Below are 25,909 nucleotides of genomic sequence, written 5' to 3' on the forward strand. Positions count from 1 at the left end.
GCTAATCCCGCCTTCCGGCGCGGAGTTCGGTCGCCAGGGACGCGATCCGCTCTTGCGGGTGGGTCGATCCCGGGAAATAGGCGCAGACCCGTTCGGCCACGTCGCCGAACCGGTTCCTGATCTCGGTCGCGCACTCGGCCGGCGTTCCGGCGACCGCGAGGGTCCGCATCATCGTGTCGTCGATCAGGCCGATCATCGTCATGATGTCGCCGGTCTTCGACAGCGCGTTCAGCTCGGGCTGCAGATCCCCCCATCCCTCGACGTCCAGGACCGGCTTGTAGGCCGGGGTCGAACCGTAGAACGCCAGCAGCGCCTTCACCCCGAGGCTCGCGGCCTCGATCTCCTCGGGAGTGTCGCCCATCGCGACGATGGCCTGCGGGTACAGGTCGACGCGTTCGCGGCCCGCCAGTTCCAGCCCTTCGGCCACGGCCGGGAGGGTGCGCTCGCGGAAGTGCCGGTGGCTGTGGAACGGCATCACCAGCAGCCCGTCGGCGACCTCGGCCGCGGTCCGGGTCATCACCGGGCCCAGCGCGCCGAGCAGGACGGGCGGGACGCCGTAGGGGTTCGGTCCGGGGACGAACGTCGCGGGCATCAGGGTGTGCCTGGTGAACTCGCCGCGGAAATCGAGGGGCGTGCCGTCCTGCCAGGAGTTCAGGATCGCCTTCACCGCGAGCACCGTCTCGCGCATCCGGGCCGCCGGCCTGCTCCAGGTCGAGCCGTACCGCTTCTCGATGTGCGGCCTGATCTGCGAGCCCAGTCCGAGCCGGAACCGGCCCTCGCTGAGCAACTGCAGGTCGTAGGCCATGTTGGCCAGATGCATCGGGCTGCGCGGGAGGGCGATCGCGACGTTGGTCATCAGGTCGGTCGGCGGCACGTCCGATGAACCGGCGGCGACGATCAGCGGCAGGAACACATCGTGCGGGCCCTCGAAGGTGAACAGGCCGTCCACCCCCGCGGCGATCAGTGCGCGGGCGCGCTCCGCGGCCTCATCCGGCCGCCCGTCCAACTGCACGTCGAGTTTCACTGACCGCTCTCCGTTCCGCGCGCCGCCGAGAGTCCACCGGCTCGATCGTCCATGACGTGGATTCCGCGCCCGCTGCCGACCGTCTCCAAGCCCACCACATGCCCGACCGCCGACCCGCTCTTCTTCCCCGAGGACATCACCGCCCTCGACCAGCTCCGCGCGGGAAGGCGGCCCATGCGGTGATGCCGAAGCCATCGCCGTCCTTCCGGATCTCGGCGGCTCCGTGTCCCGGCCAGTGCGCCGGGATGACGAGTTCCCGCAGATCGGCTGCGCGGGAGAGACAGGCGCGGCGAGTCTTCGCCGCGAGACGGAGGTCGTCGCAGAAGCAGCTGTTCCATCCGGGTTCGAGGACTTGGACGGGGCTGTGCAGCATGTCCCCGACGAAGACGGCGCGGTCGGTGCCCGAGCGGAGGGTGAGGACGGACGAGCCGGGGGTGTGGCCCGGTGCGGCCTCCAGCAGCAGGTTGCCGTCGATGCGGTGGGCGTCCTCCCACAGGACCGCCTGTCCGGCTCGGTGGACGGGGGCGATGCTGTCGTTGAACACCAGCTTGCTGCCCTCCCAGCGGATGCGTTCGTGCTCGTCGCGCGGCGCCCGGCTGCGGCGGGGGCTTTCCGGGTCGAAGTAGAGGTAGTCGGCACGGGGGATCAGATAGGTGGCGTTGGGAAAGGCGGGCAGCCATTGCCCGTCGCGCAGTTCGGTGTTCCAGCCGACGTGGTCGTAGTGGATGTGGGTGTTGACGACGACGTCGACGTCCTCGGGCGCGACGCCGGCTTGGCGCAGGCGGGCAAGGTAGTCGGTCTTCAGCCCGGCGAACTGCGGGATCTGCGGGCGCTCCCGGTCGTTGCCGACCCCGGTGTCCACCAGGATGGTCTTCCCCTCGCTGCGCAGCACCCAGGTCTGGATGCGGCAGCGGTAGGCGTCATCGGCCGGGTTCCAGAAGTCCGGCGCCAGCCACTCCCGGTTGTCCCGCCAGGTCTCCTTACTGCTGTCAGGGATGATGAAGTGGGCGGTACGGATGGGGCCGGACCACTCGACGACGCGGGTGACCTCGACTTCGCCGAGAGAGATGGTGTCTGCGGGCATGACGGTTCTCCGGAGAGAGCGGGACGGATGGGGTGGTCGTGCGGCGGGCGGCCTCACGCGGACCGCGCCGGGCCGTGGGGCGCGGGGGCATAGCGGGCGAGGAAGGTGAGCACGGCTTCCTCGATCACCACCTCCGCGGAGGGCTGGACGGCGACCTCCTCCTCGAAGGCCATGACCCCCGGCCAGACGAGGAACTCCTGGACGAGGCCCATGAACTGGCGCGCCGCGAGGTAGGTGTCCGGGCAGCTCAGGCGGCCACTGTGGACCAGACCGTCGAGGCAGCCGACGAACGCCTCCACGACCGGTCCCTTGCCCACCCGGTAGAACTCGTCCGCGACCCACGGCAGGCGCCCGGACTCGGCCACCACGAGCCGGGCGAAACGGATCTGGTCCGTCTCTGTGGCGAAGCGCTGGAGCGACCGGGCGAAGGCGCGAAGGACCTCCTCGGCGCTCGTGCCGGCGTCGCACTCGACGAGCCGCCGGTCCGGGCCGGCGAACGCCGACCAGTGGTAGTGCACCATCTCCCGGAAGACCGTCTCCTTCGACCCGAAGCGGTTGTAGACGGTCTGCCGTGAGACTCCGGCGCGCTCGGCGATCCGCTCCAGGGTGACCCCGTCGTAGCGGTCGGCCAGGAAGAGCTCCTTCGCCGCCGCGAGGATCTTCTCGTCGGAGGCGGATCTGCGGCGTCCGGGCTCCTTCCGCCGCGTCCCCGGCCGGTCCGTCCTCGGCTGTTCGGTCACGCCACGCCACTCCCCGCTCTCGTACCGATCCCCTCGGGCCGTTGTTTAGACTTTACAGTCCAGTCTAAGTTCATCGATGCGATTCGGCTAGTGCGTCCGCACTAGGACACGTGAGCGGCCGGTCCAGGCGCACCAAGGGAAGACGGCGACAGGGGACGATGCCCGGCGAGGGTGCCGGAGGGAAGTGTTGGAGGCGCGCGGATCTCGCGCAGCATTCCCCCTTCGCCAACGGTGTCTGGAGTGATCAACAGATGGCGACTTTCCTCTATCGGATCGGACGGTGGGCCTTCCGGCGGCGGCGGCTCGTGATCGGTCTGTGGCTGGGCGTCCTCGTGCTCGCCGGGGTCGCCGCCGCCATGGCGCCGTCCGGGCAGGACGAGGACCTCTCCATGCCAGGAACCGAGTCGCAGAAGGCGTTCGACCTGCTGGACGAGCGCTTTCCCCAGAGCAACGCCCAGGGGGCCGAGGCCCGCCTGGTGTTCCAGGCGCCGGACGGGCAGCGGGTGACGGCCGGCGGGAACAGGGCGGCCGTCGAGGAAGCGCTCGGCTCGCTGGACGGGGGCGATCAGGTCGCGTCGGCCACCGACCCCTACAAGACCGGCGCCGTCAGCAGGGACGGCACCATCGCCTACTCCACGATCACCTATACCGCGGACGCCGTCGACCTGCGCGAGCCGACGAAGAGCGCCCTCGAGGACGCCGCGGCCAGGGCCCGGGACGCGGGGCTCACCGTCGAGATCGGCGGCTCGGCCCTGGACGCGGAGGAGGCGCCGGGCGGTACGACCGAGATGATCGGCGTGGTGGTGGCGGCGGTGGTGCTGGTCCTCGCCCTCGGGTCGCTGGTCGCGGCCGGACTGTCGCTGCTGACCGCCTTCTGGGGCGTGGCCATCGCCTTCGGCCTGGTCACCGCGCTGGCCGTTCCGCTGGGCCTGACGTCCACCGTCGCCATCCTCGCGCTGATGCTGGGCCTGGCGGTCGGGATCGACTACGCGCTCTTCATCACCTCCCGCTTCCGCGACGAGCGCGTCCGGGGCGGCGAGCCGGAGGAGGCCGCCGGCCGGGCGGTGGGCACGGCCGGGTCCGCCGTCGTCTTCGCCGGGGCGACCGTCTTCATCGCCCTGGTCGGGCTGGGGGTCGTGGGGATCCCCGAACTGACGAAGATGGGCCTGGCCGGAGCGGGCGCCGTGGCTCTCGCCGTCCTCGTCGCGCTGACCCTGGTCCCCGCGCTGTTCGGAGCCTTCGGAAGGCGGATACTGTCGCGCGCCGTCCGCAAGGCCGGTCGGCCGGGCGGCGACCGCCCCGCCGCGGCCGCGGCCGGTCGGCCCGGGCTCGGCACGCGCTGGGCGCGGTTCGTGCTGCGCCGGCCGGTGGCCGTGCTCCTGATCGCCGGCCTCGGGCTCGGCGCCGTCGCCCTCCCGGCGCTGAGCCTCGAACTCGGGCTGCCCGGAGACGAGTCCAAGTCGGTGGAGACCACCCAGCGCCGCGCCTACGACCTGCTGTCGGAAGGCTTCGGCCCCGGCTTCAACGGCCCGTTGACCGTGGTCGTGGACATGTCGGAGTCCGCGGACCCCCGCGCCACCACCGACCAGGTCGTCAAGACGGTACGGGGACTGGACGGGGTCGCGTCGGTGGACGATCCGGTTCTCGACCGGTCCAAGGACACGGCCGTCCTCACCGCCGTCCCGCGGACCGCGCCGGCCGCCGGCGAGACCAAGGACCTGGTGCACGCGATCCGGGGGGCGGTCTCCGGCGTCGAGGCCCGGACGGGCTCCGACATCCTGGTGACCGGCACGACCGCGCTGAACATCGACATCTCCGAAGCGATGTCCGACGCCCTCGTCCCCTACCTGGCCGTGGTCATCGGCCTGGCCGTGCTCCTGCTGACGGTGGTCTTCCGGTCGGTCCTGGTCCCGGTCAAGGCCGCGCTCGGCTTCCTGCTGTCGGTGGGCGCCGCCTTCGGCGTCCTCGTCGCCGTCTTCCAGTGGGGCTGGGCGGCGGACCTGATCGGCATCGAGCAGACCGGACCGGTCATGTCGCTGATGCCGATCCTCATCATCGGGATCGTGTTCGGCCTCGCCATGGACTACGAGGTCTTCCTCCTCACCCGGATGCGGGAGGCCTACGTCCATGGCGCGTCCCCCGGCGAGGCGATCGTCGGCGGCTTCCGGCACAGCGGACGCGTGGTGGCCGCGGCGGCGATCATCATGATCAGCGTGTTCACCGGGTTCATCGGGATGAACAACCCCACGATCCAGACGATGGGCCTCGGGCTGGCCTCCGCCGTCGCCTTCGACGCCTTCGTGGTCCGGATGGCGATCGCGCCCGCGGTCCTGGCGCTCCTCGGCCACCGGGCCTGGTGGCTGCCGCGTAGCCTGAAGCGCGTGCTGCCGAACGTGGACATCGAGGGCGAGGCGCTGAGCGGGCGTACCCCGGCCTCCGCGACGGTGCCGGACGCGGCGGTGCCGCCGATCCCCGTCGACGGGCGCTGAGGCGACCATGACGAACACGGGTGGCGGTGGCCCGCGACCGCGCGGCACGTGGTGGCGCGAGGGAACGATCACGGCGGTCGCGTTCGCGCTCTGCCTGCTCGGCGGCGCGCTGGAGGTCGACGACAAGGCGCTGTCACCGCCGCCCGCCGCCGCCTACCTCATCGCCGTGGTGTCCTGCGCCGTGCTGCCGGCGCGGCACAGGGCGCCCCTGGCCGCCATGGCTGCCACGACCGCATGCGGCATGCTGGTACCGCCCTTCGGCCTTCTGCTGAGCCCGCCCATCGTGGCCCCCGCCGTGATCGTCGCCTACTCGCTCGCCGTGCGCGCCGAACGGCGCGCGGCGAGCGCGGTGCTGCTCGCCTCGGCGGCGCTGCCGGTCGCCTCCGATCTCGTGGTCGCGTTCGGAAGCCTCTCGTGGCAGGACGCGAGCAGGATGGCGGCGGTGGCGGCGTTCCCGCTGGTGGCGGGCATACTCGGGCACTCGACGCAGAACCGGCGGGCCTTCCTGGCGGCCATGGAGGAGCGGGCCCGGCGTGCCGAGAAGAGCCGGGACAGCGAGGCCCGCCGGAGAGTGGCCGAGGAGCGGCTGCGCATCGCCCGGGAACTGCACGACCTCGTGGCCCACCAGATCACCCTGGCCAACGCGCAGGCCACGGTCGCCGCCCACCTCTTCGACACCCGCCCCGAGCAGACCCGCAAGAGCCTGAGGGAACTCGTCGAGACCACCGGCGACGCCCTCGACGAACTGCGGGCCACGGTCGGCCTGCTGCGCCAGACCGGGGACGCGGCCGCGCCCGCCGAACCGGCTCCCGGGCTGTCCCGGCTCCCCACCCTCCTCGAATCCTTCCGCCGCGCGGGGCTGGAGGTGTCGGTGCACCAGGAGGGCACGGCCAGGCCGCTGCCGCCGGGCGTCGACCTCACCGCCTACCGCATCGTCCAGGAGGCTCTGACCAACGTGACCAAGCACGCCGGCACCGGCAGCGCCCGGGTGCGCCTCGCCTGGAACCGCGACCGCGTGACCATCACCGTCGCCGACGACGGAGCGGGCGCGGTCGCGGCCCCGGGGGCGGACCGTCCGCCCGGTTACGGCCTGATCGGGATGCGCGAACGCGCCACCGCGGTCGGCGGCCGCCTCTCCGCCGGCAGGCGTCCGGAGGGCGGCTTCCTCGTCACCACCGAGCTCCCCCTCCCGCCCGCCAAGGACGCGCGGCGTGCCGGCGGCCCGGTGGCCGCCGGAGAGGCCGGGGACGCGCCGTGACGCTCCGGGTCCTCCTCGCCGACGACCAGGCCCTGCTGCGCGGTGCCTTCCGGATGCTCCTCGACACCGCCGACGACATCACCGTGGTCGGCGAGGCCGCCGACGGCGGGGAGGCGGTCAGGCTCACCCGGGAGCTGCGCCCGGACGTGGTGATCATGGACATCCGGATGCCCGAGGTGGACGGTCTCACCGCCACCGCGGAGATCTGCGCGGACCCGGAACTGCGCGGCAGCCGCATCCTGATCCTCACCACGTACGAGACCGACGAGTACGTCGCCCAGGCGCTGCGCGCGGGGGCCGGCGGCTTCATCGGCAAGGGCATCGGGGCCGAGGACCTGCTGGACGCCGTGCGCACGATCGCCGAGGGCGACACCCTCCTGTCCCCCGCCGCGACCCGCTCCCTGGTCGCCCGCTTCCTCGCCACACCGGACGACGCCCCACCGCGCGACCCGGAACGGCTCGCCGCGCTCACCCCGCGCGAACGCGAGATGGTGGCCCTGGTCGCGACCGGCCTGTCCAACCAGGAGATCGCCGAGCGGGTGTTCCTCAGCCCCTTCACGGTCCGCGCCCACGTGCAGCGCGCCATGACGAAGCTGGAGGCCCGCGACCGGGCGCAACTCGTCGTCATCGCCTACCGGACGGGCCTGGCCCACGCCGCCCCCGACGGCGACCACCTGTCGTAATCCGTACCAGGGCGCGGCGCCGCATCGCCGGTCCGTCGACCGGGTCGGTGGGCAGGGACGCGCGCACGCGCAGCCAGTCCCGGTGCCGCAGCGCCACCTCGGGTGACGGCAGTTCCAGCACCGCCGCCATCTGCTCCAGGCTCATCCCCGCCTGCTCGGCGACCTGCCAGACCCGGTGCTCCAGCCGATCGGCGTCCAGCCGCGCCGCCTGCGCGACCACCAGCGCCGCGCTATCGCATCACGATGTTCGACCCCGGGCTGCTCGCGGACGTCGCCGGCGTCGGTGAGCCCGTCCGGCTGCTCGGCCATCGACCGGTGTCGGCCGACGCGGGCCGGCGGCTGGAACGCACCATCGCCTTCCTCCAGGACAACCTGCTGGCAGACCCGGAGGCACCCGGACTGCCGCTGATGATCTCCACCGCCTCCCGGCTCCTGGCGGCCGGCGTGCTCAGCACGTTCGCCCACAGCGCCTCGACCGCCCGCGACGGCCGGCACCCGCGCGACCGGCACCCCGCGCCCGTCCGCCGCGCGATCGCCTTCATGGAGGACAAGGCCGCGAGGCCCATCAGCGGCGCCGACATCGCCGCCGCGGCGCGCGTCAGCGTCCGCTCCCTCCAGTACGCCTTCCGCGAGCACCTGGGCACCACGCCGATGAGCCACTTGAGGCAGGTGCGGCTCGCCGCCGCCCATGCCGACCTGCGGACCGCCGATCCGGCCACCACCACCGTCACCGCCGTCGCCGGCCGCTGGGGCTTCCTGCACGCGGGACGGTTCGCCGCCGCCTACAAAGCCGCCTACGGGCACCCGCCGAGCGAGACCCCTCCGCTCCTGATCGATTCTTGCGGGGAACCGCCGATAAGTGTGCGGCAAGGCAACGCATTCACGCCCGGCTGCTCATGAAATTCGATCGATGCCATTCAATGGCATTACCACAGGCCTTGTCGCTTCGCTCAGAGGCGCACCCGGAATCCCGCGGGCATGAGATGACTCACTTCAGTTCAGGCGGGGCCGGGAGGAGAGGTGCTCGCCCACCTGGTTGACCAGGAGGGTCATCTCGTAGCTGATCTGGGCGGGGTCGACGTCGGCGCTGCTCAGCACGGTCAGCGACGCGCCCTCGCCCGCGGCCGTGACGAAGAGGAAGGCGTCGCTCATCTCGATGATCGTCTGATGGACCTCGTTCGCGCCGAACTGGAGCCGCGCGCCCCGCGCGAGGCTCTGCAGCCCGGCGGCCAGCGCGGACAGGTGGTCGGCGTCGTCGGGAGTGATGCCGGAGGACGCCCCCATCAGCAGGCCGTCCGCGGACTGCACGACGGCCCTGGTCACCTGGGGTACGCGTTTGACGAACCCGTCGATCAGCCAGTCCAGCCGGTCGGTCGACGCGTCGCGCGGTGTCATGTGGCTTCTCCTCCTGGGGCGGTGGACGCGGGGACATCGTGCCATTCGCCGCGCCCACCCTCAGGCAAAACCGCCAGAGTGTGAAATATGACCCGAAACCGCCGCGCAAGATCAAAGCGATGGCTATGGTGTCACGGACCTCGTCCCGACCGGACCGTCACCGACGCTTGAGAGAAACGAACATGAATGAGCTGAACAGCCGCGTCCGCCCCGCTCACCTCCGTTCCGACCAGTGAGGACCGCGCGCCGGCGCTCGTTCCGGTTGTCGCTGTACGGCATGCTCGTCGTCCCGGTCGTCTCGCTGATCACGCTGTGGGGCTTCGCGGCGCAGAGCACCGCGTCCGAGGCGCTCCACCAGCGCAACATCGACACCGCCAACGAGGTCTACGGCAACGCCGTGCAGCCGATGCTGGTGACCGTGGCCCAGGAGCGCCAGGAGTCGGTCGTGTGGCTGGCCGGCCGCGGCCGGCTGCCGCGCACGTCGCTGGACGCCGTCCGCAAGAAGGCCGACGGGACGATCGTCCAGATGAACAAGGCCGCGAACTCCGGCAGGTTCCGCGGCACCCTGACCGGACCGATGAAGCAGCGGCTGTCGGTGCTGATCGGCAAGCTCAACGCGATCGCGAAGGTGCGCGGCGAGGTCGACTCCGGCGCTCTGACCAAGCTCGAGGCGTTCAACGCCTACAACGACATCATCGACTCCCACTTCCGGTTCATCTACCTCCTGGTCGCCGACAACGGCTACCAGCAGGCGTACCACCTGACCGGCATGTCGCGGGCGATCGAGCTGAGCGGCCGGGAGGCGACGCTCGTCGGCGGCGTGCTCGTCGGCGGCGGCAGGATGACCCCCGCCGAGTACGCCGCGATCAACCAGCTGGTGTACGAGCGGCGCTACCTGCAGACGACGAGCCTGTCGGAGTTCACCCCCGGCAACGGCGCCCCCTTCCGGCAGGCGCTGGCCTCTCCGCCCGCCACCACCTTCACCTCGGTGGAGGACCGCATTCTCGCGGCCGGGCCCAAGGGCCGGCTGACGCTCCCGCCCGCCGCCTGGGAGCAGGACTTGAAGGGGTTCATCGGCGCGCTGGACGGCGCGCTGCTGAAGTCCCGGACCGTGCTGGCCGGCGACGCCAAGAAGACCTCGGACCGGACCCTGTGGCGGCTCGGCCTCGTCGGGGGCCTCGGCCTGGTCGCGGTCCTGCTGACGCTGTTCCTCGTGATCCGGTTCGCCCGCCGCATCGGCCGCGACCTGCTCGGGCTGCAGAGCGCCGCGCGGTCGCTGGCGGAGGAGCGGCTGCCGGGCCTGGTCGGCCGGCTCAGCCGCGGCGACGAGGTCGACGTGGCGGTCGAGGCGCCGCCGCTCCGCCTCGGCAAGACGGCCGAGGTGGCCAACGTCGCCGACGCGTTCTCCAGCGTCCAGCGCACCGCGGTCGCCGCCGCCGTCGGCCAGGCCGACCTGCGCAAGGCGGTCAACCAGGTGTTCCAGAACATGGCCCGGCGCAACCAGTCGCTCCTGCACCGCCAGCTGGCCATGCTCGACACGCTGGAGCGCAAGGCGACCGACCCGGAGGCGCTCGCCGACCTGTTCGCCATCGACCACCTGACCACCCGCATGCGGCGGCAGGCGGAGGGCCTGGTCATCCTGTCCGGCGCCGCGCCCGGCCGCGGCTGGCGGCACCCGGTCAGCATCGTGGACGTGCTGCGCGGCGCCGTCGGTGAGATCGAGGACTACTCGCGCGTGGACGTGGTGACCTCGGCGCAGGAGGGGATCGTCGGCGCCGCGGTCGCCGACGTCATCCACCTGATGGCCGAGCTCATCGAGAACGCCGCCGCCTTCTCGCCGCCGAACACGCCGGTCGAGGTGGACGCCGGGCTGGTCGGGCAGGGCTTCGTGGTGGAGATCCAGGACCGCGGCCTCGGCATGGCGCCCGAGAAGCTCGCGGCCATCAACCAGCGGCTGTCCCGCGAGCCGGAGTTCGACCTGGCCGACGGCGACCAGCTCGGGCTGTTCGTGGTCACCAGCCTGGCGTACCGGCACGGGATCAGGGTGGTGCTGGAGCCGAACGCCTACGGCGGTATCAAGACGATCGTGCTGCTGCCGCACTCGCTCGTGGTCCCCGCTGACCGGATCGGCCGGGAAGCCGCCGAGGCCGCCCCCGGCGCGGACCCCGCCGCGGCGAACGCCCCGGCGAACGCCCCGGCCATGGCGACCGCCCGCCCCGGGTCCCAGGACCCGGCATACCCGGCGCAGGTCCCCGCCGGAACCGGCGGGTTCACCGGAACCGGCCCCATGCCCGTCTCGGGAACCGGCCCCATGTCGGTCACCGGGACCGGGCCCCTGCCGGTCGCCGGGCACGTTCTGCCAGGTCACGCGCAGGACCCCAGCGGACGGCACCGGCTCGGCGGAAACGAGCCGGGTCCCGGAGACACCCCGTCCGACGTCCCGCCGTCCGCTCCCCCGCCGCCTCCCCGCCCGGCGCCGGACGCGCCGGCCTCCCAGGTGGGCGACACCCACGCGGGCATGCCGCGCCGCGTCCGCCGCGCCAACCTCGCGCCACAGCTGCGCGACGCGCCCCCGTCCCCCCGCGACAGCGGCGAGCAGCGGCAGCCGGGACGCGGCACCGGGCGCTCCCCGGAACGCGCCCGCTCGGTCATGACGTCCATGCAGAGCGGATGGCGGCGCGGACGCGTCGAGACGTCCGGGCCCGTCCGGCCCAACGAGGATGAGGAGAACCGATGACTCCGGCGCCGATGACGGAGCGGGAAGTGCAGCGGCTGCTCGACGAGATGGTGCTGCGCACCGGCCCGGTGCGCGGCGCGGTCGTCCTGTCCAACGACGGGCTGCTGGTGGCGTCCTCCACCCGGTTCGGCCGGGAGAACTCCGAGCACCTGTCCGCGCTGGTCGCGGGCGTGCAGGGCCTCGCGCGCGGGGCGTGCCGCAGGTTCGGCGGCGGGCAGCTGCTGCAGACCTTCATCGAGATGGACACGTACCTGGTGTTCATGGTGCCGGCCGGGGAGCACGCGTGCCTCGCCCTGGTCGCGCCGCCGCAGGCGGACGCCGGCACGATCGCCTACGAGATGACCGATCTCGCCGAGCGGATCGCCGAGCGGCCCCCGGCGGTCGCCCGGCTGTCGGGTTCGAGTACGAGGTGAGACCCCGGTGAGCAGCGATCGCTGGCTTGATGACGACGCGGGGCCGGTCGTGCGGCCCTACACCGTCACCCGGGGCAGGACCCGGTTCCGCGAGGACGGCCTCGACCTGATCTCCGTGCTGGAGGCGACGGGGGTCCCGGTGTCGCGGCGGATGCGGCTGGACCCCGAGCACCGCACCCTGCTGGCCCTGTGCCAACGCCCGATCACCTTCGCCGACCTGACCTCCGAGGTCGACCTGCCCATCGGGGTCGTCCGCGTCCTGGTCGACGACCTGCGTGACGAGAACCTGCTCAGGGCGCTGCGGCCGACCAACACCGGCGACATCCCTGACGAGCTCGTACTAAGGAAACTGCTCAATGGACTACGTGCACTCTGACGCCGCCGTCCGTGACCCGGCCGCGGCCGGCGGCCGGCGGCCGATCGCCGCGAAGATCCTCGTCGCGGGGGGTTTCGGGGTCGGCAAGACCACGATGGTCGGCTCGATCAGCGAGATCCGGCCGCTGCGCACCGAGGAGATCCTCACCGACCGGAGCGTCGGCGTCGACGACACCAGCGGCGTCGACGGGAAGATCAGCACCACCGTGGCGATGGACTTCGGCCGCATCACGCTGCCCGACGACCTGGTGCTGTACCTGTTCGGGACGCCCGGCCAGCACCGGTTCTGGTTCATGTGGGACGAGCTGGCGCTCGGCGCGCTCGGCGCGGTGGTGCTCGCCGACGTGCGCCGCCTCGCCGACAGCTTCGCCGCGGTCGACTACTTCGAGGACCGCCGGACCCCCTTCGTCGTCGCGGTGAACTGCTTCGACGGCGCCGAGCGCAAGGACCCCGAGGACGTCCGCATCGCGCTGGACCTCGAGGACCGCGTCCCGCTGCTGATGTGCGACGTGCGCGACCGGGAGTCGGCGAAACGCGTTCTGATCACCGTGGTCGAGCACGTCCTGGCGCAGACCGCGGCCCGCCCCTGAGCGACCGCGCCCGGCGGGAGCGGTCCCGCCCCGTGTACCGGACGGGTGGCGAGCCGCCGCCTGGTTTCCCGTGGAGAAGGAGAGCGACATGAGTGAAGTGCTCGAAGGCAAGTCCGCGCTGATCACCGGTGCCGCGCAGGGCATCGGCGCCGCGACGGCGCGCCTGTTCGCCGCGCGCGGCGCGCGCGTGGTGGTCGCCGACGTCAACGAGGACGGCGGCAAGGAGACCGTCGCCGCCATCGAGGCGGACGGCGGCGAGGCGGTCTTCGTCCGGACCGACATCACCTCCGGCGCCGACGTCGAGGCGGCGGTGGCCGCCGCCGTGCGCGCGTACGGCCGTCTCGACTGCGCGGTCAACAACGCGGGCATCGAGGAGCAGGGCTCGGCGCTGCACGAGATCACCGAAGAGGCGTGGGACAAGCTCGTCGCGGTGAACCTCAAGGGCGTCTGGCTGTCCATGAAGTACGAGATCCGGCAGATGCTCGCGCAGGGCGGCGGCACGATCGTCAACATGGCGTCCGTGGCCGGGCTGGTGGGGCTGCCGCTCGGGATCTCGGACTACTCGGCGACCAAGGGCGGCGTCGTGTCGATGACCCGCACCGCCGCCATCGAATACGTGAAGCAGGGCATCCGGATCAACGCGGTCTGCCCCGGGGTCGTCCGCACCGCGCTGCTCGCCCAGGCGATCGAGGGCGGCATGTTCACCGAGGAGCAGGCTGCGGCGCTGCACCCGTCCGGCGTCCTGATCGACCCGGCGGACGTCGCCGAGACGTTCTCCTTCCTGTGCTCGGACGCGTCCCGGCACATCACGGGCCAGTCGATCGCCGTCGACTGCGGCATGTCCGCCGGCTGACGGGCGATCGGTCCGTGCCGGACACGGACCGTCCAGGTGACGGCGGTCCGCTGCCCCGCGGCAGCGGACCCCGGCCGTCCCCGGCGCGCTCACCGGCGCCGGCGGCGCCGCTGCCGGGCTTCGAGACGAGCCGGTCGCCGGTCGGGCATCGTCACCGACCGTCCGTGGACATCGGTGAGATCACCCGCCGGAAACCGGCCGGCCGAACGATCGGGCGGCGAACCTCGACCGGCGGTCGGCGTCCGTTCCCGGAAGGTCCGGCTCAGCCGGTCGCCCCGGCCCAGAGGTCGCAGTGATGGTCGCGGGTGAACGTGGTGAACGGCCCGGTTCCCTGGGAGGTCAGGCGCTGGATCGGTGGCCGTCCGGGAGTGACGGCCGGCCAGGTGGGGGTGCCGGAGCCGTTGGGGGCGCCGGTCTTCGCGAAGGTCGTCCAGTAGCTCAGCATTTGCTGCGACAGCCGCTGCTGGGCGGCGTTCAGGCCGGGCAGTGGCGGGAGGCTCTGCACTGTCCTGAAGAGGTAGAACAGTTCGGACGAGTGGTAGTCGCCCAGGGGCATCAGCGGGTCGAAGTCCGACAGCGGCGGCTTGGGGTCGGCGAATTCGTACTGGTAGACCGGCTGGGAGCCGGACGACGCCGCGGCTTGGGCGATGAAGTGGGCGGGGCAGGCGAAGAGGCCGTCGGTGGTGTAGGCGGACAGGGCGAGGTCGGCGTCGCCGGCCGACGCTGGCGGGTAGGCGGCGCGCATCGCACCGGCGGCCGCGGGCGTCCGGAGGTCGATCACCCTGTCCAGGTCGTCGGCCTTCGCGCGCCGCAGCTGCTGCACGTGATATCCGAGGGCCGTGAACAGCCGGCCTTCGTCCTTGTTGCTCCCGACGATGAGCGGCACCTTCTGGTAGCGGCCGGCCTTGATCGCCGACGCGGGGTCTTCGGTGACCACGCTGCCGTCGATCACCGGTTCCCAGCCGGGGTCGTCCAGCCTGAACAGGCCGCCGAAGTCGCCGACGAGCTTGTTCGCGGGCAGGCCGCGCAGGCACGCGACGACCGTGCGCGGATCGGTGCATCCGAGGGAGTCCGCGAACGCCTGGCCGGTGCGGTAGGCCTTCGCCAGGGGCCTCGGTCCCAGGGGCGTGCCGACGCATCCCCCGCTTTCGGAGATCGCCTTGTCGAACAGCCCCCGCGCGGTCGGGGAGATCAGCTGCATGCAGACGCTGTGGCCGCCGGCGGATTCGCCGAAGACCGTGACGTTGCGGGAGTCGCCGCCGAAGGCGCCGATGTTGGCGCGCACCCAGCGGAGGGCCGCCTGCTGGTCGAGGAGACCGTAGTTCCCCGTCGTCGCGGACTCGCCGGAGAGCCCGGGCAGCGCCATGAACCCGAGAGGCCCGAGCCGGTAGTTCATCGACACGACGATGACCTGGCCCGTGGCCACGAGTGGGGCGGGGTCGTAGCCCGCCCCTGATCCGAGGATGTACGCGCCGCCGTGGATCCACACCATCACCGGCAGCTTCCGGTGGGCGGCGCCGGGCGGCACGTAGACGTTGAGGGAGAGGCAGTCCTCACTGGTGCTTCCCAGCGGGACCGACTGCGGGCACAGCGGACCCTGCTCGGTGGCGTCGCGAACGCCCGACCACGCCCGGGGCGGCGCCGGGGGCCTGAACCGCAGCGCGCCCGTGGGGGGCGCCGCGTACGGGATGCCGAGGAAGGTCTCGCCGGTGGCGTCGGCTTTGCCGCGCACCGCGCCGCCGGCGACGCGGACCACCGGGCCCTGGCCGGGGGGCGCCGCCGATGCGGGCGCCGGGCTGATGACCATCGCCGCGAGCAGGACGAAGAGCGCGCTGGCGGACAGGGTGCTCCCTCTCGGGCGCCGGCGGAACGGTTTCATGATCACACTCCTGATCGACGGGTCCGCCGACCATAGGCGGCGCCGCGGACGGGCGACCACGCGTGAATCCGAGCGCGGGAGGCGCCCGGGTTGTCGCGTCCATGACAGTCGACCGGGCTGACCTGGCATCTTGAGTGGACACTTGCCTTTTTATTGACACTTGTCCATTATCGTGGGCGTGGCAGCCGAGCCGGCGTCGATCGCCCCCGCCCTGGACCGCCGGGTCCGCCGGTCGAGGTCCTCCCTCATCCGCGCCGCGATCGACCTGGTGTCCGACCGCGGGACGGCGGCCGTCCCGCTCTCGGAGATCGCCGAAGTCGCGGACGTGAGCCGGCAGGTGGTGTACCAGCAGTTCGGCAACCGCGACGTGCTGCTGCTGGAGGCCGCACTCGACCTGCTGCGCCGGGAACTGCTGCCGGGACTGTCCGATCTGCCGGACAGCCCCGACCTGCGCGCCGCAGCGGTGGCCGTGGTCGCCCACTTCGCGGACCACCGGCCGTTCTACCGGGCGATCCTGACGAGTTCGTGCGCCTTCGGGGTCAACCAGGCGCTGACCCGGTTCTTCCTGCCGCACAACCGGCATGCCGTCCGGCTTCTGTGGGGCCAGGACCTCGCGCCGCAGGAGATCGAGGATCTCTCGGCCTTCCTCACCGGCGGCTGGGCGACCCTGATCAACACCTGGGTCGTGGAAGGCGACGACCCCCTCGACATCGAAGGGTTCGCCGACCGGCTGGTGCGGACGGTGTCGGCCGTCATCGGGGCGATAGGGCCGTCCATCGCAGCCGGCAAGGAGCACGGCGGATGAGCGGATCCTTCCACGCGGCGCCGGTACCCCCGCCTTCCTCCGAGGCGGGCGACGGCCTCGGAGACCAGTCGCTCGCGCTGTACTTCCAGTCCCAGCTGCCGGATCTGCCGGAGAGGGTCCTGGAGGACGTCTGGCGGTCGATGCCGGAGGTCGCCCGGGCTTCGCCGCACTGCTCCGAGCACGACGCCCCGTCCGCCGTCGACCCGAGACTGCGCGCCTTCGTCAGGAACATCGCGGACCCGACGAGATCCCCCGAAGACCGGGCGAGGATGCACCGTGCCCTGGGGCGAAGCGCCTACCTCCACGGCGTCGACCCCGTCCTCCTGCAAAGCGCCTACCAGGCCGGCGCACGGTTCGCGTGGCGCAGGCTGGCCGAGGCCCTCCGGCGATCCGGCGCGACCGCCGACCAGCTCCTCCGTGCGACCGAGGCGGTCCTCGCCTCCGCCGAAGAGCTCTCCGGCCACGCGCTCGCCTCCTACAGGGAACTGTCCGAAGACGGCACCGAGGCGCTGCGCAGGAACCGGCAACGCCTGCTGCAGGTCATCCTGGCCGAGCCCGGGAGCGTCGCCCCGGACGCCCTGTCACGGGCGGCGAACGCGGCACGGTGGACCGTCCCGCGATCGATCGCCTGCGTCGTCCTCGACCGGAGGTGGGAGACCGGCGAGCGCCTGTCCCCGGCCCTCGACCCCGACGTGCTCAGCGACCTGCGCCACCCCGAACCCCGCCTGATCCTCCCCGAACCGGACCGCCCCGGCCGGATCGACCGGCTGCGCCGCGCGCTCCAAGGGATGCGTTTCGCCGTCGGCACCCGGGTCGGCGTGGCCGAGGCGGCGCAGTCGTTGCGCATCGCCGAACACGCCCTGTCGCTTCTCCGCCAGGGGGCCTTCCGGGACGCCGACCACGTCCGCTGCGACGATCACCTCTCCACCCTGCTGCTGCTCAACGACGAACACCTGGCACGCCGGCTGGTGGAACGCCGCATGGCCGCGTTGGAACGGCTCGAGACCGAACCGCGCCGGCGGCTTCTCGAGACCCTGCTGGCCTGGCTGAGCACGGGCTCCCAGGCGCAGGCCGCCGTCCGGCTCCACCTGCATCCCCAGACCGTCCGGTACCGCATGCGCCGCCTCGACGAACTGTTCGGAGACCAACTCCACGACCCGGCATGGCGATTCGAGATGGAACTCGCCATTCGCGCCCACCGGCTGCTCCCCCACCCCGCGACGAGCCTGCAGAGAACCGACTGAAGTCCTGCGCTCCGGTGCCGATCAGGAGACACCCGCGGCATCGAGCAGGACCGTGGCCGTCTCCACGGCCAAGCCGTCGAGCCAAGCGCCGATGGGGGCGGCGCCCCGTGACTACGGCGACGTGCTGGGCAAGCGGAGAAGCATGCGGGTCCCGTGAGGGTGGTCGGCGATGTGCAGGTCGCCGTGGTGGGCGCGGGCGATCTGGCGGGCGATCGGCAGGCCGAGACCGGTGCCCTCGGGGTCGCTGCGCCGGGCGTCGGCACGGCGGTAGAAGCGCTGGAACACCGCTTCCCGCTCCTGCGCCGGAATACCGGGACCGTCGTCGATGACCTCGACGACAGCCTCCCCCTCCCGCACGCCGGCCTTGACCTCGATCAGGCTGTCGGCGTGCCGGTCGGCGTTGCCCAGCAGGTTGGCCAGCACCCGGGCGAGCCGGACCGGCGAGCCCTCCACCGTGATGCCGGGGGCGACGTCGACGGCGGTGCGGCAGGCCGGGCCGGCGCGCTCGACCTCGGCGGCCACCAGTGCCGACAGATCGACGGGCTCGGTCGGGAAGGGCGCACCGCCCTCCAGGCGCGCCAGTTCCAGCAGGTCGCCGACGATGTCACCGAGGCGTTCGGCGTCGTGCAGAGCCGCGTGCAAGACCTTCTGCGAGTCGACCTGCGGGTCGGCCAGCGCCTCCTGCAGCCGGGTCTGGAGGCCCGTCAGCGGGCGGCGCAGGTCGTGGGAGGTGTCCGCCACCGCCTGCCGCTGGTGGTTCAGTGCCGCGCGAGCCGCGTCGGTGGCCCGCCGCTCGCGGGCCCGCGCCCGCCGCAGCCGCCGGTTGGTCTCCTCCAGTTCCTGCGCGCGCAGGAACAACTCGGCCTCGGCGGCCTCGACCTGATCGGCCGCGGACCGGCCGCCGCCCGCCCCCACCGACCGCAGTTGCTGGACGTAGGAGGTGACCTCCTCCACCCGGTTGATCACGTAGGCGGCCCGGCCGTCCGGGCCGGGCAGCGGCGCGTTCACCGCGGTCCAGTACCGCTCCTCGAACGTCCCCGGCCGGCCGGGCACTTCAAGGTCATAGCGGACCAGGGGCATCACGTCGACATCGCCTTCGGCCAGCGCGCGCTCCAGCGAGGCGCGCAGCTCCTGGACGCCGCGTCCGGACGGCCCACCGGGGAACACCTCGAAGATCCGATGGCCCAGGAGGTCCCCGCGCCGTCGCTCCATGAGGCGCTCGTAAGCCCGGTTCACCGAGACGTACACCAGGTCCGAGGACAGCACCGCGCACGCGACGGGCAACGCATCGAACGTGGCTGAGAAGTCAAGGCCGGTCACAAGGACCGTTTACCCCGAGCACGCAAAAGCGGCTTCACGCGGTGCCCCGCCCGCCCCAAAGATGACCCGGCCGCTCCAGGTGCATCGGCGGTCGCGATGGTGTCGACCGTGCGGGCGGGCAGGTCACCGGCTGTCCGCCGGTCGATGCGAGTTCCGGATGCGCTGGATGAGGAGGAGCGCGGTGTCGTCGTGCCGCTGCGCGGCCGTGGGGGCGTTGTTCTGGAGGGTGTCGGCGACCTCGTCCATGGTCCGGCCCGTTGCACGGGCGAGTTGGCGAGCCAGTTCGGCCGTGGTTTCGTCGATGTCAGTGCCCGGGACCTCGACCATCCCGTCGGTATAGAGGGCCAGAACGGTTCCGGCCGTCAGGGGGATCTCTGTGGTGGGGTAGTCGGCGTCGGGGTCGATGCCGAGCAGGAGCCCGGGTGCCAGAGGAAGCGTTCCGGTCCTCCCGTCGGGATGTCGGATCAGGGGTGGCGGGTGGCCCGCGGTCGCGAACTGCGCGCGCCCGCGTTCCAGATCGAGCCGGGCGACCAGGCAGCTGGTGAACAGCCCGCGATCCAGGTCGACGAGCAGACGGTTGGTGCGGGCGAGGATGTCGCCGGGCGGTGCGCCGATGGTGGCGTGGGCGTGGACACCGGTGCGGACCTGGCCCATGAGGGCGGCCGCGGTGGGGTGGTGTCCCTGGACGTCGCCGATCGTGGCGACGGCGGTCGTCCGGTCGATGCGGACGAAGTCGTAGAAGTCTCCGCCGATGTCCATGCCGCGGCCCGCGGGCTGGTACCGGGCGGCCAGCTCGAGGCCGTCGATGTGGGGCAGGGTGCGGGGCAGCAGCGCCTCTTGCAGGGCGCGGGCCAGCTGGTGCTTGGTGTCGTAGAGGCGGGCGCGGTCCAGCGCTTGGGCGATGAGCCCGGCCAGCGACATCAACATGGCGCGCTCTGCCCGCGAATAGTGGTGCGGGTGGTCGTAGGTGAGGATGAGGGAGCCGATGACGCGGTCGGACGCGATCAGGGGCAGGAAGGCGCGCGCGTCCATGCCTTCCACGGGGATCGCCTGGGGGTAGGCGCGTGTGAGGTCGGCGAAACCGGCGAAGAAGGCGGGTCTGCCGGACACCAGCGTCTGCGCGGCCGGCACGGCGGAGGTCAGCGCGGTCCCGTCGAGGCGTTCCACCAGTTCGGTGATCTCTCCCCGGTGACCGACGACGCGGAGTCTGCCGTCCTGCGCCGCCATCAGCGCCATGCCGCTGGGCCCGAAGGCGGGCACGATCTGGTCGGCGACGAGGCCGACGACCTCGTCGAGCCCCACCGCCTCGGTGAGGGCGGCGGCCAGATGCGTCAGCTGGTAGATCGCCGACACCCCGGTCGGCTCCGCAGGGACGGGCGGCCGGTGGGGCGCCGTCACCGGTTCCAGGTCGGCGGAGGCATCGGTGCGGGCCGGCTCGATCTGGACGCTGATCCCGGATGCGTCCGGGTGAAGGTGGAATGCCAGCCGGGTGCCCGGCGGGCGCACGGCGGTGAAGGACGACGGCTGGCGGCTGACCACGGCGGCCCGGTAGTGGCCCTCGAAGAGCGTGGGATCGCTGAGCCACGGCACCACCTCCCACGGACGGGAGCCCTTCAGATCGGCGAAGTCGGCGCCCACCAGGTCTGTCGCAGCGGAATTGGCGAAGACGACCCGACCGTCCAGGTCGAGTGCGCAGCAGCCCAACGGCAGGCGTTCGGCGAACATGACCGCCGCCTGCGCCTCCTCGTCCGCCGATGGGCCGGGCAGGACGAGCCGAGGGGGCGGGAGGACGCGCGGTCTGTCCGGGAACCGGATCCGCCCCCCGCCGGGGTTCCCCCGCAGCAGCAGGCTCGCACGCCGGCGGAAGACCGTGATCGCCTCGTGCTCGTCGGGACTCAGCGCCCGCGGTCGCGAGACCGGCCAGAACAGCACCAGTCCCCCCGCCGCTTCCGCGTCGTCGGCGATCGGTACCGCCGCGAGAACGTAGTCATAGGGCAGCGCGATCCCCAGCCGGGGATAGCGGCGTGCGACCTCCTCGGACCCGTTCAGCCACACGAGGCTCCTCTGGCGGACGGCGTCGGGGACCGGGTTCGGGTCGTCCATGGGAATCCGTTCCCAGGGTGCGGCGATCTGCTGGGGTGCTCCGCAGAGCACCGCCAGCCTCAGGACCCGCTCCCCCGCGGGCAGCAGGAACAGCGCCCCGATCGAAGCGTCGACCTCCAGCATCAACTCGACCAAGGCCGTCTCGAGTCGCTCCATGCCGGTGTCGGGAGCGGCGCTCGCAGGAGAGCGTCGCGATCCCATGGGTCCTTACCTCCGTCCACGTACCGGCGGACGGCGGGTACTGAACGTTCGCATGGCGGCCTCCTCGGTGGCGGCAGGCATACCCGCCCTACCTGGACGTACTCCGGGGCGGGTGGAGCCATGCGGGACTCACCAGGCGATCAGGCCCAGGTCAGTGCGGTGCATATCGGGGAGGCGGCGGAAGCCGCCGTCGTCCATGCGGAAGACGGCCCGGTCGTGGCGCGAGCTGACGAGAAGGTGCCTGCCGGTCGCGTCGAGGGCGGTCCGGAAATCCACCGGTGCCGCGGGCGCGATCTGCTCGGCCGTCATGCGGGCGACTTCGCGGACGGGCGCCTTGCGCGACCCCGCCCTGACGGGCAGGGCCAGCTCCACGACCGCCACGGACCTGAGCGTCCCGTCGTCGCCGGTGTCCTCCTTGACGGCCGTGACGGTACGCCCGTCCGGGGAGAGCCTGAAGGAAGCCAGGTCGATGGTGGTCCCCAGGACGGTGCGGGCCTGGGTGAGGTCGGTGCCGGCCGCGCGGGTGTCGAGTTCACGCAGAACGATCCCGGGGTCCTCAACCCTGAAGCTCTCCGGGTTGTCGGCCGCGAAGAAGAGGGTGCGTCCGTCCGCCGCCCACGCCGGGGACCGCACGAACCCCGGTGAGTCGGCGCTCGGCTGCGGCAGGCGCCATCCCCGGCTGCCACCGGACGAGGAGTCGACGACCGCGACGTCGTCGCCGCTGCAACCGGTGAGGTTGTTGAAGACGAGCGCGAGGCGGCCGCCGTCCGCCGTGGCGGCCATCTCGTCCACCCGGGTGTCGAACCCGCCGGGCAGGGTCGTCCTGCTCGCCACGGTCCCGTCGCTTCGGAGGGTCGCCTTGTCGATGCGCGTGCGGCAGGGGCCGGTCTCGTCGGCGAGGAAGGCGGTGCGCCGGTCGGCCGAGACGGCGAGCGCGGAGTAGTGCCCGGCGCGGGGCCGGATGTCGGCGATCATGCGTCCGGTCCAGGAGTCGAAGACCCCGGCGCCGCCCTTGCGGTGGGTCGCCAGGAAGTACGGAGGGCCCTCGTGCGCGCCGAGCGCTTCCGGGCCGCGCAGCGCCCCGCGCAGGGCGACGGTCACGGCCACGACCGCGATCACGGTGAGGACGGCGGCGACGGGCACGGTCCACCGTCCCGCCGGCCGGCGGCTGCGGGCGGCGGGCAGCGTCAGGTGCGGCAGCGACTCGCGCGTCACCTCGCGCGTCTCGGCGGCGGCGGCGTCCTTCAGCAGCCGTTCGATGTTCATGAGGTCTCTCCCAGCATGCGCTCAAGGGCGGTGCGCCCGCGGGACGTGTTGGACCGGACGGCGCCCCGGCTCACCCGCATGATCTGCGCGGTCTCCTCCTCGGACAGGTCGAGGACGAACCGGAGCACCAGCGTCTCCCGCTGCCGGTGCGGCAGGCGGCGCAGCGCGTCGAGGATCTCCTTGCCCTGCTCCATGTCCAGGACCCGGCTCTCCGCCGACGCGACGGGCGGGTCCTGGGCGCCGAGAAGGCGGCGACTCCTGCGGCGCAGCACGGACCGGCAGTTGTTGAGCACCGACGACCTCAGGTAGGTCAGGGCCTTGCCGGTGTCCTTCAGCCGGCCCCACCGCCGGTACAGGCCGAGGAAGGAGTCCTGGACGACGTCCTCGGCCGTCTGCCTGTCGCCGACCATCACCATGGCCAGCCTGACCAGGTCCAGGGCGTGCGCTTCGTACAACTGCGTCACCGCTCTCTCGGGAGAGTGCACCACCAGTTCTGGGGGGCCTTCCTGACGGAAGTTGAGGAGGCTCACGGGGAAGAGACGCATCCGGGGCGGCGATGTTGCACGGGCGGCCGATCTTTTTTCGGCGGGCCGTCTACCGCTGGAACAGCGACAGCGTGACGCCGCGGACGCGCCAGACACCGGCCTGCCGGAAGTCCCGCTGGAGGGCGTCGACCTTCGCGCGGTCCCGCGGGACCAGGGACGGCGCGCGCCAGGGCCCCTCCAGCAGCCAGACCCGGGTCGTCGCGGCGCCGGTCAGCCGGCGGACGATCTCGGCCGGGTCGAACTCGGTGCCGCCGAAATTGCCCGCCTGGGCGGGGGTCCGCCGCAGCGCGACGTCGCGCAACCCGCGGAACGCCTCCGGGTACGCCTCGGCGATCGAGCGCCGGTCCGCCGTGAGAAAGAGGATCCCGTCACCCGGCCGGGCCTCCCGTTCGACGATCGCCGCGGCCCCGCGGAGGTCGTCCCACCAGTTCTCCGGACGGCGCTGCGCGACCTGCAACGGGGCCACCAGGACGGCCATCGCGACGAGCGGCGCGATCCACGTCCGGTGCGGCAGCCGGGCGAGTCCGGCGGCGGCCGGCAGCGCCATGGCGGGCAGGCTGCCGATCACGTAGCGGCCCGTGTAGAAGGGATGGAACTGGGAGACCAGGAGCAGCACCGTCGCGGGCAGCAGCAGCCACGGCAGGGCCAGGGCCTGCAGGCCGATCGGGCCGCGGCGCCGTGCCGTGAGCAGGCCCACCGCCATCGCCGCGCCGAGCAGGTACGCCACGCTGGGAGGGCCGGTGAACGCCTCGGCCAGGTAGAGCGCGTCGCGCCATCCCGGACGCGTCAGCCAGTCCAGGGCGTTGCGCTGGGTCACCGCCAGCGCGATCAGCGGACTCACCGCGACGACCGCTCCGGCCGCGGCGGCGGACCACCGGCGCAGCATCGTCCTGGTGCGGCGCGTCAGCAGCAGGGTCGCCAGGTGGGCGGGCAGGATGAGCAGTGCGAACAGATGGACCAGCCCCAGCAGGGCGATGCCCGCGCCGTAGGCGGCGTACCGGCGCCGCGAGCCCCGTTCCGCCAGGTCCACGAACAGCACAGTCAGCCACACGGTGAGCGCCGCGACCAGGGAGTAGGACCGGGCCTCGTGCGCATAGTGGTTGGCGAACGGAGCCCCGGCGCAGAGCAGGCCGGCGATCAGCCCGACCGATCCGGACATGATCCTGCGGCCGAGGGCGGTGACGCCCGCCGCCATGGCCGCGAACGCCGCGATCGACGGGAGCCGCAGCGCGAACTCGCCGGCCCCGAAGACCTGCACGACGCAGTGCATGAACAGGTAGTAGACGGCGTGGACGGCGTCGATGTGCCGGGCGCACCACAGGATGTCGGGGACCGAGCGGCGGGCGATCTCGGACGTGATCGCCTCGTCACGCCACAGCGGCAGCCGTCCGGCTCCCCACAGGCCCATCGCCAGCGCCGGCAGAGCCGGAACCGAGGGCAGGAGCCAGGCCCTCCACCGCTCCCACCCCGCCTCCCCGCGCCGACCTGCGTCTTCGGTGGGCGGGCCGGGCTGCTCGGCCGGGGCCGGGCGTTCGTCGGGCAGAAGATCCAGTTTTGAGTTCACGCCAAGAGACGCAGGGACCCCCGCCCTGTTGCATCCCTCCGGCGCCCATTTCGCGAAGCCCGCGACCTTCGGAGCCTTGGGACCTCCCGTCCCGAGGCGGTCCCGGATCGCCAAAAGGCATGTTGACCAAGCCTGGACCCTGTTCGGGTGGTCGCGACCGATGCCCGGCGATTATTACAGAATGTGAGCGAATATACACATGGAGTGCATGGCCGGGCCATGCCTCGTGTCCGCTCGCGTGCCACATGTCTTCGAGCATCGAGGTAAACAACGTGACCGTAGCTAAATCCGCCCTGTGCCGGGCCGGCGCCGGGATCGCCTGCACGACCGCCCTCGCGATCGGCGCCCTCAGTCCGGCGGGCACGGCATCGGCGGCCGAGGCCCATCCCGTCACCATGCGCAACACCCTCACCGCCATGCAGGGCGAGGCCATGGCCAACGCCAGCTACCACTTCTACGCGGCCCAGGCAGGGCGCCAGCACCTGCGCGAGGCGCAGGCCCTGTTCGCCAAGACCGCCGAGACCGAACTCCACGACCACTTCACCCAGGAGGCCCGCCTCATCCACTTCGTCCACGACGACGCCGACAATCTCCGCCAGAGCATCAAGGGAGAGATCGAGGAGGCGACGCACCTGTACCCGCGCTTCGCCGCCGAGGCCCGCCAGGACAAGGACGACAACGCCGCCCGGCTGTTCATGGAGATCGCCCAGGACGAGAAACGCCACGCCAAGGCGTTCCAGATGGCGCTCCACGCCATCACCCATCACCACGGCCGCATCCCGACGGGCTACCCCGCGCATCCCGTCACGGTCGTCGCCGGGAAGCCGAAGGTGCACTCGGCACGGACGCTGCGCAACCTGGACACCGCCATGCGCGGAGAGGCGTTCGCCCACGCCAGGTACACCCTCTACGCCGAACACGCCCAGAAGCACCGCCCCAGGCTGGCCGTCCTCTTCCGGCGGACGGCCGCGGTGGAACTGACCGAGCACTTCGCCGAACAGGCGAACCTGGCCGGAGCCGTCCACGACACGGCGGACAACCTCCGCCGAAGCATCGCCGGGGAGACCTACGAGGCCACCACCATGTACCCCGGCTTCGCCCGCGCCGCACGAGCCGAGGGCGACCTCAAGGCCGCACGGCTGTTCACCGAGATCGCCGGCGACGAGGCCGCGCACGCCCGCGCCTTCCGCCGGGCACTCCACCACCTGGACCACAGCCGCCTTTGACGCGGACGGCGAGGGTTCACGCGCCGCGCGCCCACCCCTGACACGGCGGCCGCACGCACGCATCCGATGGATGCGTGCGTGCGGCCGTGGCCCGGTGTCACTCCGCCCCTGTACC

At 72.3% G+C, this 25,909-nt stretch carries 23 protein-coding genes; 12 read left to right on the forward strand and 11 right to left on the reverse strand.

The genetic code is table 11. The features are described 5' to 3' along the window. Position 1: 1 nt before the first annotated feature. The 3 genes from J4557_RS09645 to J4557_RS09655 all read right to left on the reverse strand — a co-directional run bounded on the left by J4557_RS09645 (position 2) and on the right by J4557_RS09655 (position 2,848). A complete protein-coding gene (locus J4557_RS09645) occupies positions 2-1,024 on the reverse strand; it encodes a TIGR03617 family F420-dependent LLM class oxidoreductase (protein ID WP_208266096.1) in 1,023 nt (340 codons plus the stop codon). Positions 1,025-1,160: 136 nt separating this feature from the next. Beyond that, positions 1,161-2,108 (reverse strand): MBL fold metallo-hydrolase, encoded by a 948-nt coding sequence (locus J4557_RS09650; RefSeq protein WP_208266097.1) that lies wholly within the window; start codon positions 2,106-2,108, stop codon positions 1,161-1,163. Positions 2,109-2,161: 53 nt separating this feature from the next. Further along, positions 2,162-2,848 (reverse strand): TetR/AcrR family transcriptional regulator, encoded by a 687-nt coding sequence (locus J4557_RS09655; protein WP_208266098.1) that lies wholly within the window; start codon positions 2,846-2,848, stop codon positions 2,162-2,164. A gap of 251 nt (positions 2,849-3,099) precedes the next feature. Between J4557_RS09655 and J4557_RS09660 the strand changes: the two genes are divergently transcribed. The 3 genes from J4557_RS09660 to J4557_RS09670 are packed head-to-tail and all read left to right on the forward strand — an operon-like array spanning position 3,100 to position 7,278. Beyond that, on the forward strand, positions 3,100-5,337 hold the full coding sequence (locus tag J4557_RS09660; protein WP_208266099.1) for an MMPL family transporter: 2,238 nt from the start codon (positions 3,100-3,102) through the stop codon (positions 5,335-5,337). A 7-nt stretch (positions 5,338-5,344) separates the two neighbouring features. Further along, a complete protein-coding gene (locus tag J4557_RS09665; RefSeq protein WP_208266100.1) occupies positions 5,345-6,595 on the forward strand; it encodes a sensor histidine kinase in 1,251 nt (416 codons plus the stop codon). Beyond that, a complete protein-coding gene (locus tag J4557_RS09670; RefSeq protein ID WP_208266101.1) occupies positions 6,592-7,278 on the forward strand; it encodes a response regulator transcription factor in 687 nt (228 codons plus the stop codon). The genes J4557_RS09665 and J4557_RS09670 overlap by 4 nt, the downstream gene beginning before the upstream one ends. On the opposite strand, the gene J4557_RS09675 is transcribed toward J4557_RS09670, so the two are convergent. Further along, entirely contained in the window at positions 7,220-7,498 is a 279-nt protein-coding gene (locus J4557_RS09675) for a hypothetical protein (RefSeq protein ID WP_208266102.1), read from the reverse strand. The two genes, J4557_RS09670 and J4557_RS09675, sit on opposite strands and share 59 nt — an antisense overlap. Before the next feature lie 23 nt (positions 7,499-7,521). On the opposite strand from J4557_RS09675, the gene J4557_RS09680 reads away from it, so the two are divergent. Next, positions 7,522-8,178, forward strand: coding sequence for a helix-turn-helix transcriptional regulator (locus tag J4557_RS09680; RefSeq protein ID WP_208266103.1), 657 nt, complete (start codon positions 7,522-7,524; stop codon positions 8,176-8,178). Between the two features lie 93 nt (positions 8,179-8,271). On the opposite strand, the gene J4557_RS09685 is transcribed toward J4557_RS09680, so the two are convergent. After that, positions 8,272-8,673 carry a roadblock/LC7 domain-containing protein gene (locus J4557_RS09685; RefSeq protein ID WP_208266104.1) on the reverse strand — a complete coding sequence of 134 codons (402 nt, stop codon included), beginning with the start codon at positions 8,671-8,673 and terminating at the stop codon, positions 8,272-8,274. A 232-nt stretch (positions 8,674-8,905) separates the two neighbouring features. Here J4557_RS09685 and J4557_RS09690 point away from each other — a divergent pair, with 232 nt between their 5' ends. The 5 genes from J4557_RS09690 to J4557_RS09710 all read left to right on the forward strand — a co-directional run bounded on the left by J4557_RS09690 (position 8,906) and on the right by J4557_RS09710 (position 13,641). Beyond that, positions 8,906-11,410 (forward strand): sensor histidine kinase, encoded by a 2,505-nt coding sequence (locus J4557_RS09690; protein ID WP_208266105.1) that lies wholly within the window; start codon positions 8,906-8,908, stop codon positions 11,408-11,410. After that, the gene (locus J4557_RS09695) at positions 11,407-11,823 is read left to right on the forward strand and encodes a roadblock/LC7 domain-containing protein (RefSeq protein WP_208266106.1); all 417 of its coding nucleotides are present in this window, start codon (positions 11,407-11,409) and stop codon (positions 11,821-11,823) included. The genes J4557_RS09690 and J4557_RS09695 overlap by 4 nt, the downstream gene beginning before the upstream one ends. A 7-nt stretch (positions 11,824-11,830) precedes the next feature. Continuing rightward, positions 11,831-12,199, forward strand: coding sequence for a DUF742 domain-containing protein (locus tag J4557_RS09700; RefSeq protein ID WP_208266107.1), 369 nt, complete (start codon positions 11,831-11,833; stop codon positions 12,197-12,199). Then, positions 12,180-12,788 (forward strand): GTP-binding protein, encoded by a 609-nt coding sequence (locus J4557_RS09705; protein ID WP_208266108.1) that lies wholly within the window; start codon positions 12,180-12,182, stop codon positions 12,786-12,788. Before J4557_RS09700 ends, J4557_RS09705 begins: the two co-directional genes overlap by 20 nt. A gap of 88 nt (positions 12,789-12,876) precedes the next feature. Continuing rightward, complete coding sequence (locus J4557_RS09710; protein WP_208266109.1) at positions 12,877-13,641, forward strand: glucose 1-dehydrogenase; 765 nt, start codon at positions 12,877-12,879, stop codon at positions 13,639-13,641. A 262-nt stretch (positions 13,642-13,903) separates the two neighbouring features. Here J4557_RS09710 and J4557_RS09715 read toward each other — a convergent pair whose 3' ends face one another. Continuing rightward, positions 13,904-15,520, reverse strand: coding sequence for a carboxylesterase/lipase family protein (locus J4557_RS09715; RefSeq protein WP_208266110.1), 1,617 nt, complete (start codon positions 15,518-15,520; stop codon positions 13,904-13,906). A gap of 178 nt (positions 15,521-15,698) precedes the next feature. Here J4557_RS09715 and J4557_RS09720 point away from each other — a divergent pair, with 178 nt between their 5' ends. Both J4557_RS09720 and J4557_RS09725 read left to right on the forward strand, forming a co-directional pair. After that, complete coding sequence (locus tag J4557_RS09720) at positions 15,699-16,325, forward strand: TetR/AcrR family transcriptional regulator (protein ID WP_208266111.1); 627 nt, start codon at positions 15,699-15,701, stop codon at positions 16,323-16,325. Beyond that, entirely contained in the window at positions 16,322-17,569 is a 1,248-nt protein-coding gene (locus tag J4557_RS09725) for a PucR family transcriptional regulator (RefSeq protein WP_208266112.1), read from the forward strand. Before J4557_RS09720 ends, J4557_RS09725 begins: the two co-directional genes overlap by 4 nt. A gap of 111 nt (positions 17,570-17,680) precedes the next feature. On the opposite strand, the gene J4557_RS09730 is transcribed toward J4557_RS09725, so the two are convergent. From J4557_RS09730 to J4557_RS09750, 5 genes are all read right to left on the reverse strand, one after another. After that, a complete protein-coding gene (locus J4557_RS09730) occupies positions 17,681-18,853 on the reverse strand; it encodes an ATP-binding protein (protein WP_208266113.1) in 1,173 nt (390 codons plus the stop codon). Between the two features lie 159 nt (positions 18,854-19,012). After that, a complete protein-coding gene (locus tag J4557_RS09735; protein WP_208266114.1) occupies positions 19,013-21,148 on the reverse strand; it encodes a SpoIIE family protein phosphatase in 2,136 nt (711 codons plus the stop codon). Between the two features lie 174 nt (positions 21,149-21,322). Continuing rightward, positions 21,323-22,459 carry a PD40 domain-containing protein gene (locus J4557_RS09740; RefSeq protein WP_208266115.1) on the reverse strand — a complete coding sequence of 379 codons (1,137 nt, stop codon included), beginning with the start codon at positions 22,457-22,459 and terminating at the stop codon, positions 21,323-21,325. Next, complete coding sequence (locus tag J4557_RS09745) at positions 22,456-22,923, reverse strand: RNA polymerase sigma factor (protein ID WP_307799588.1); 468 nt, start codon at positions 22,921-22,923, stop codon at positions 22,456-22,458. The genes J4557_RS09740 and J4557_RS09745 overlap by 4 nt, the downstream gene beginning before the upstream one ends. A gap of 130 nt (positions 22,924-23,053) precedes the next feature. After that, entirely contained in the window at positions 23,054-24,568 is a 1,515-nt protein-coding gene (locus tag J4557_RS09750) for a glycosyltransferase family 39 protein (protein WP_208266117.1), read from the reverse strand. Between the two features lie 272 nt (positions 24,569-24,840). Here J4557_RS09750 and J4557_RS09755 point away from each other — a divergent pair, with 272 nt between their 5' ends. Next, entirely contained in the window at positions 24,841-25,794 is a 954-nt protein-coding gene (locus tag J4557_RS09755; protein ID WP_208266118.1) for a ferritin family protein, read from the forward strand. Positions 25,795-25,909: the final 115 nt, after the last annotated feature.

It is taken from the genome of Actinomadura nitritigenes, from assembly GCF_017573545.1.
GTDB classification, from domain to species: domain Bacteria; phylum Actinomycetota; class Actinomycetes; order Streptosporangiales; family Streptosporangiaceae; genus Spirillospora; species Spirillospora nitritigenes.

Excerpts from the sequence above, each read along its gene's own strand:
- J4557_RS09660 (WP_208266099.1), top strand. The coding sequence starts at position 3,100 with ATGGCGACTTTCCTCTATCGGATCGGACGGTGGGCCTTCCGGCGGCGG.
- J4557_RS09715 (WP_208266110.1), bottom strand. The coding sequence starts at position 15,520 with ATGAAACCGTTCCGCCGGCGCCCGAGAGGGAGCACCCTGTCCGCCAGC.
- J4557_RS09725 (WP_208266112.1), top strand. The coding sequence starts at position 16,322 with ATGAGCGGATCCTTCCACGCGGCGCCGGTACCCCCGCCTTCCTCCGAG.
- J4557_RS09735 (WP_208266114.1), bottom strand. The coding sequence starts at position 21,148 with ATGGAGCGACTCGAGACGGCCTTGGTCGAGTTGATGCTGGAGGTCGAC.
- J4557_RS09650 (WP_208266097.1), bottom strand. The coding sequence starts at position 2,108 with ATGCCCGCAGACACCATCTCTCTCGGCGAAGTCGAGGTCACCCGCGTC.
- J4557_RS09740 (WP_208266115.1), bottom strand. The coding sequence starts at position 22,459 with ATGAACATCGAACGGCTGCTGAAGGACGCCGCCGCCGCCGAGACGCGC.
- J4557_RS09680 (WP_208266103.1), top strand. The coding sequence starts at position 7,522 with ATGTTCGACCCCGGGCTGCTCGCGGACGTCGCCGGCGTCGGTGAGCCC.
- J4557_RS09710 (WP_208266109.1), top strand. The coding sequence starts at position 12,877 with ATGAGTGAAGTGCTCGAAGGCAAGTCCGCGCTGATCACCGGTGCCGCG.
- J4557_RS09695 (WP_208266106.1), top strand. The coding sequence starts at position 11,407 with ATGACTCCGGCGCCGATGACGGAGCGGGAAGTGCAGCGGCTGCTCGAC.
- J4557_RS09685 (WP_208266104.1), bottom strand. The coding sequence starts at position 8,673 with ATGACACCGCGCGACGCGTCGACCGACCGGCTGGACTGGCTGATCGAC.
- J4557_RS09705 (WP_208266108.1), top strand. The coding sequence starts at position 12,180 with ATGGACTACGTGCACTCTGACGCCGCCGTCCGTGACCCGGCCGCGGCC.
- J4557_RS09665 (WP_208266100.1), top strand. The coding sequence starts at position 5,345 with ATGACGAACACGGGTGGCGGTGGCCCGCGACCGCGCGGCACGTGGTGG.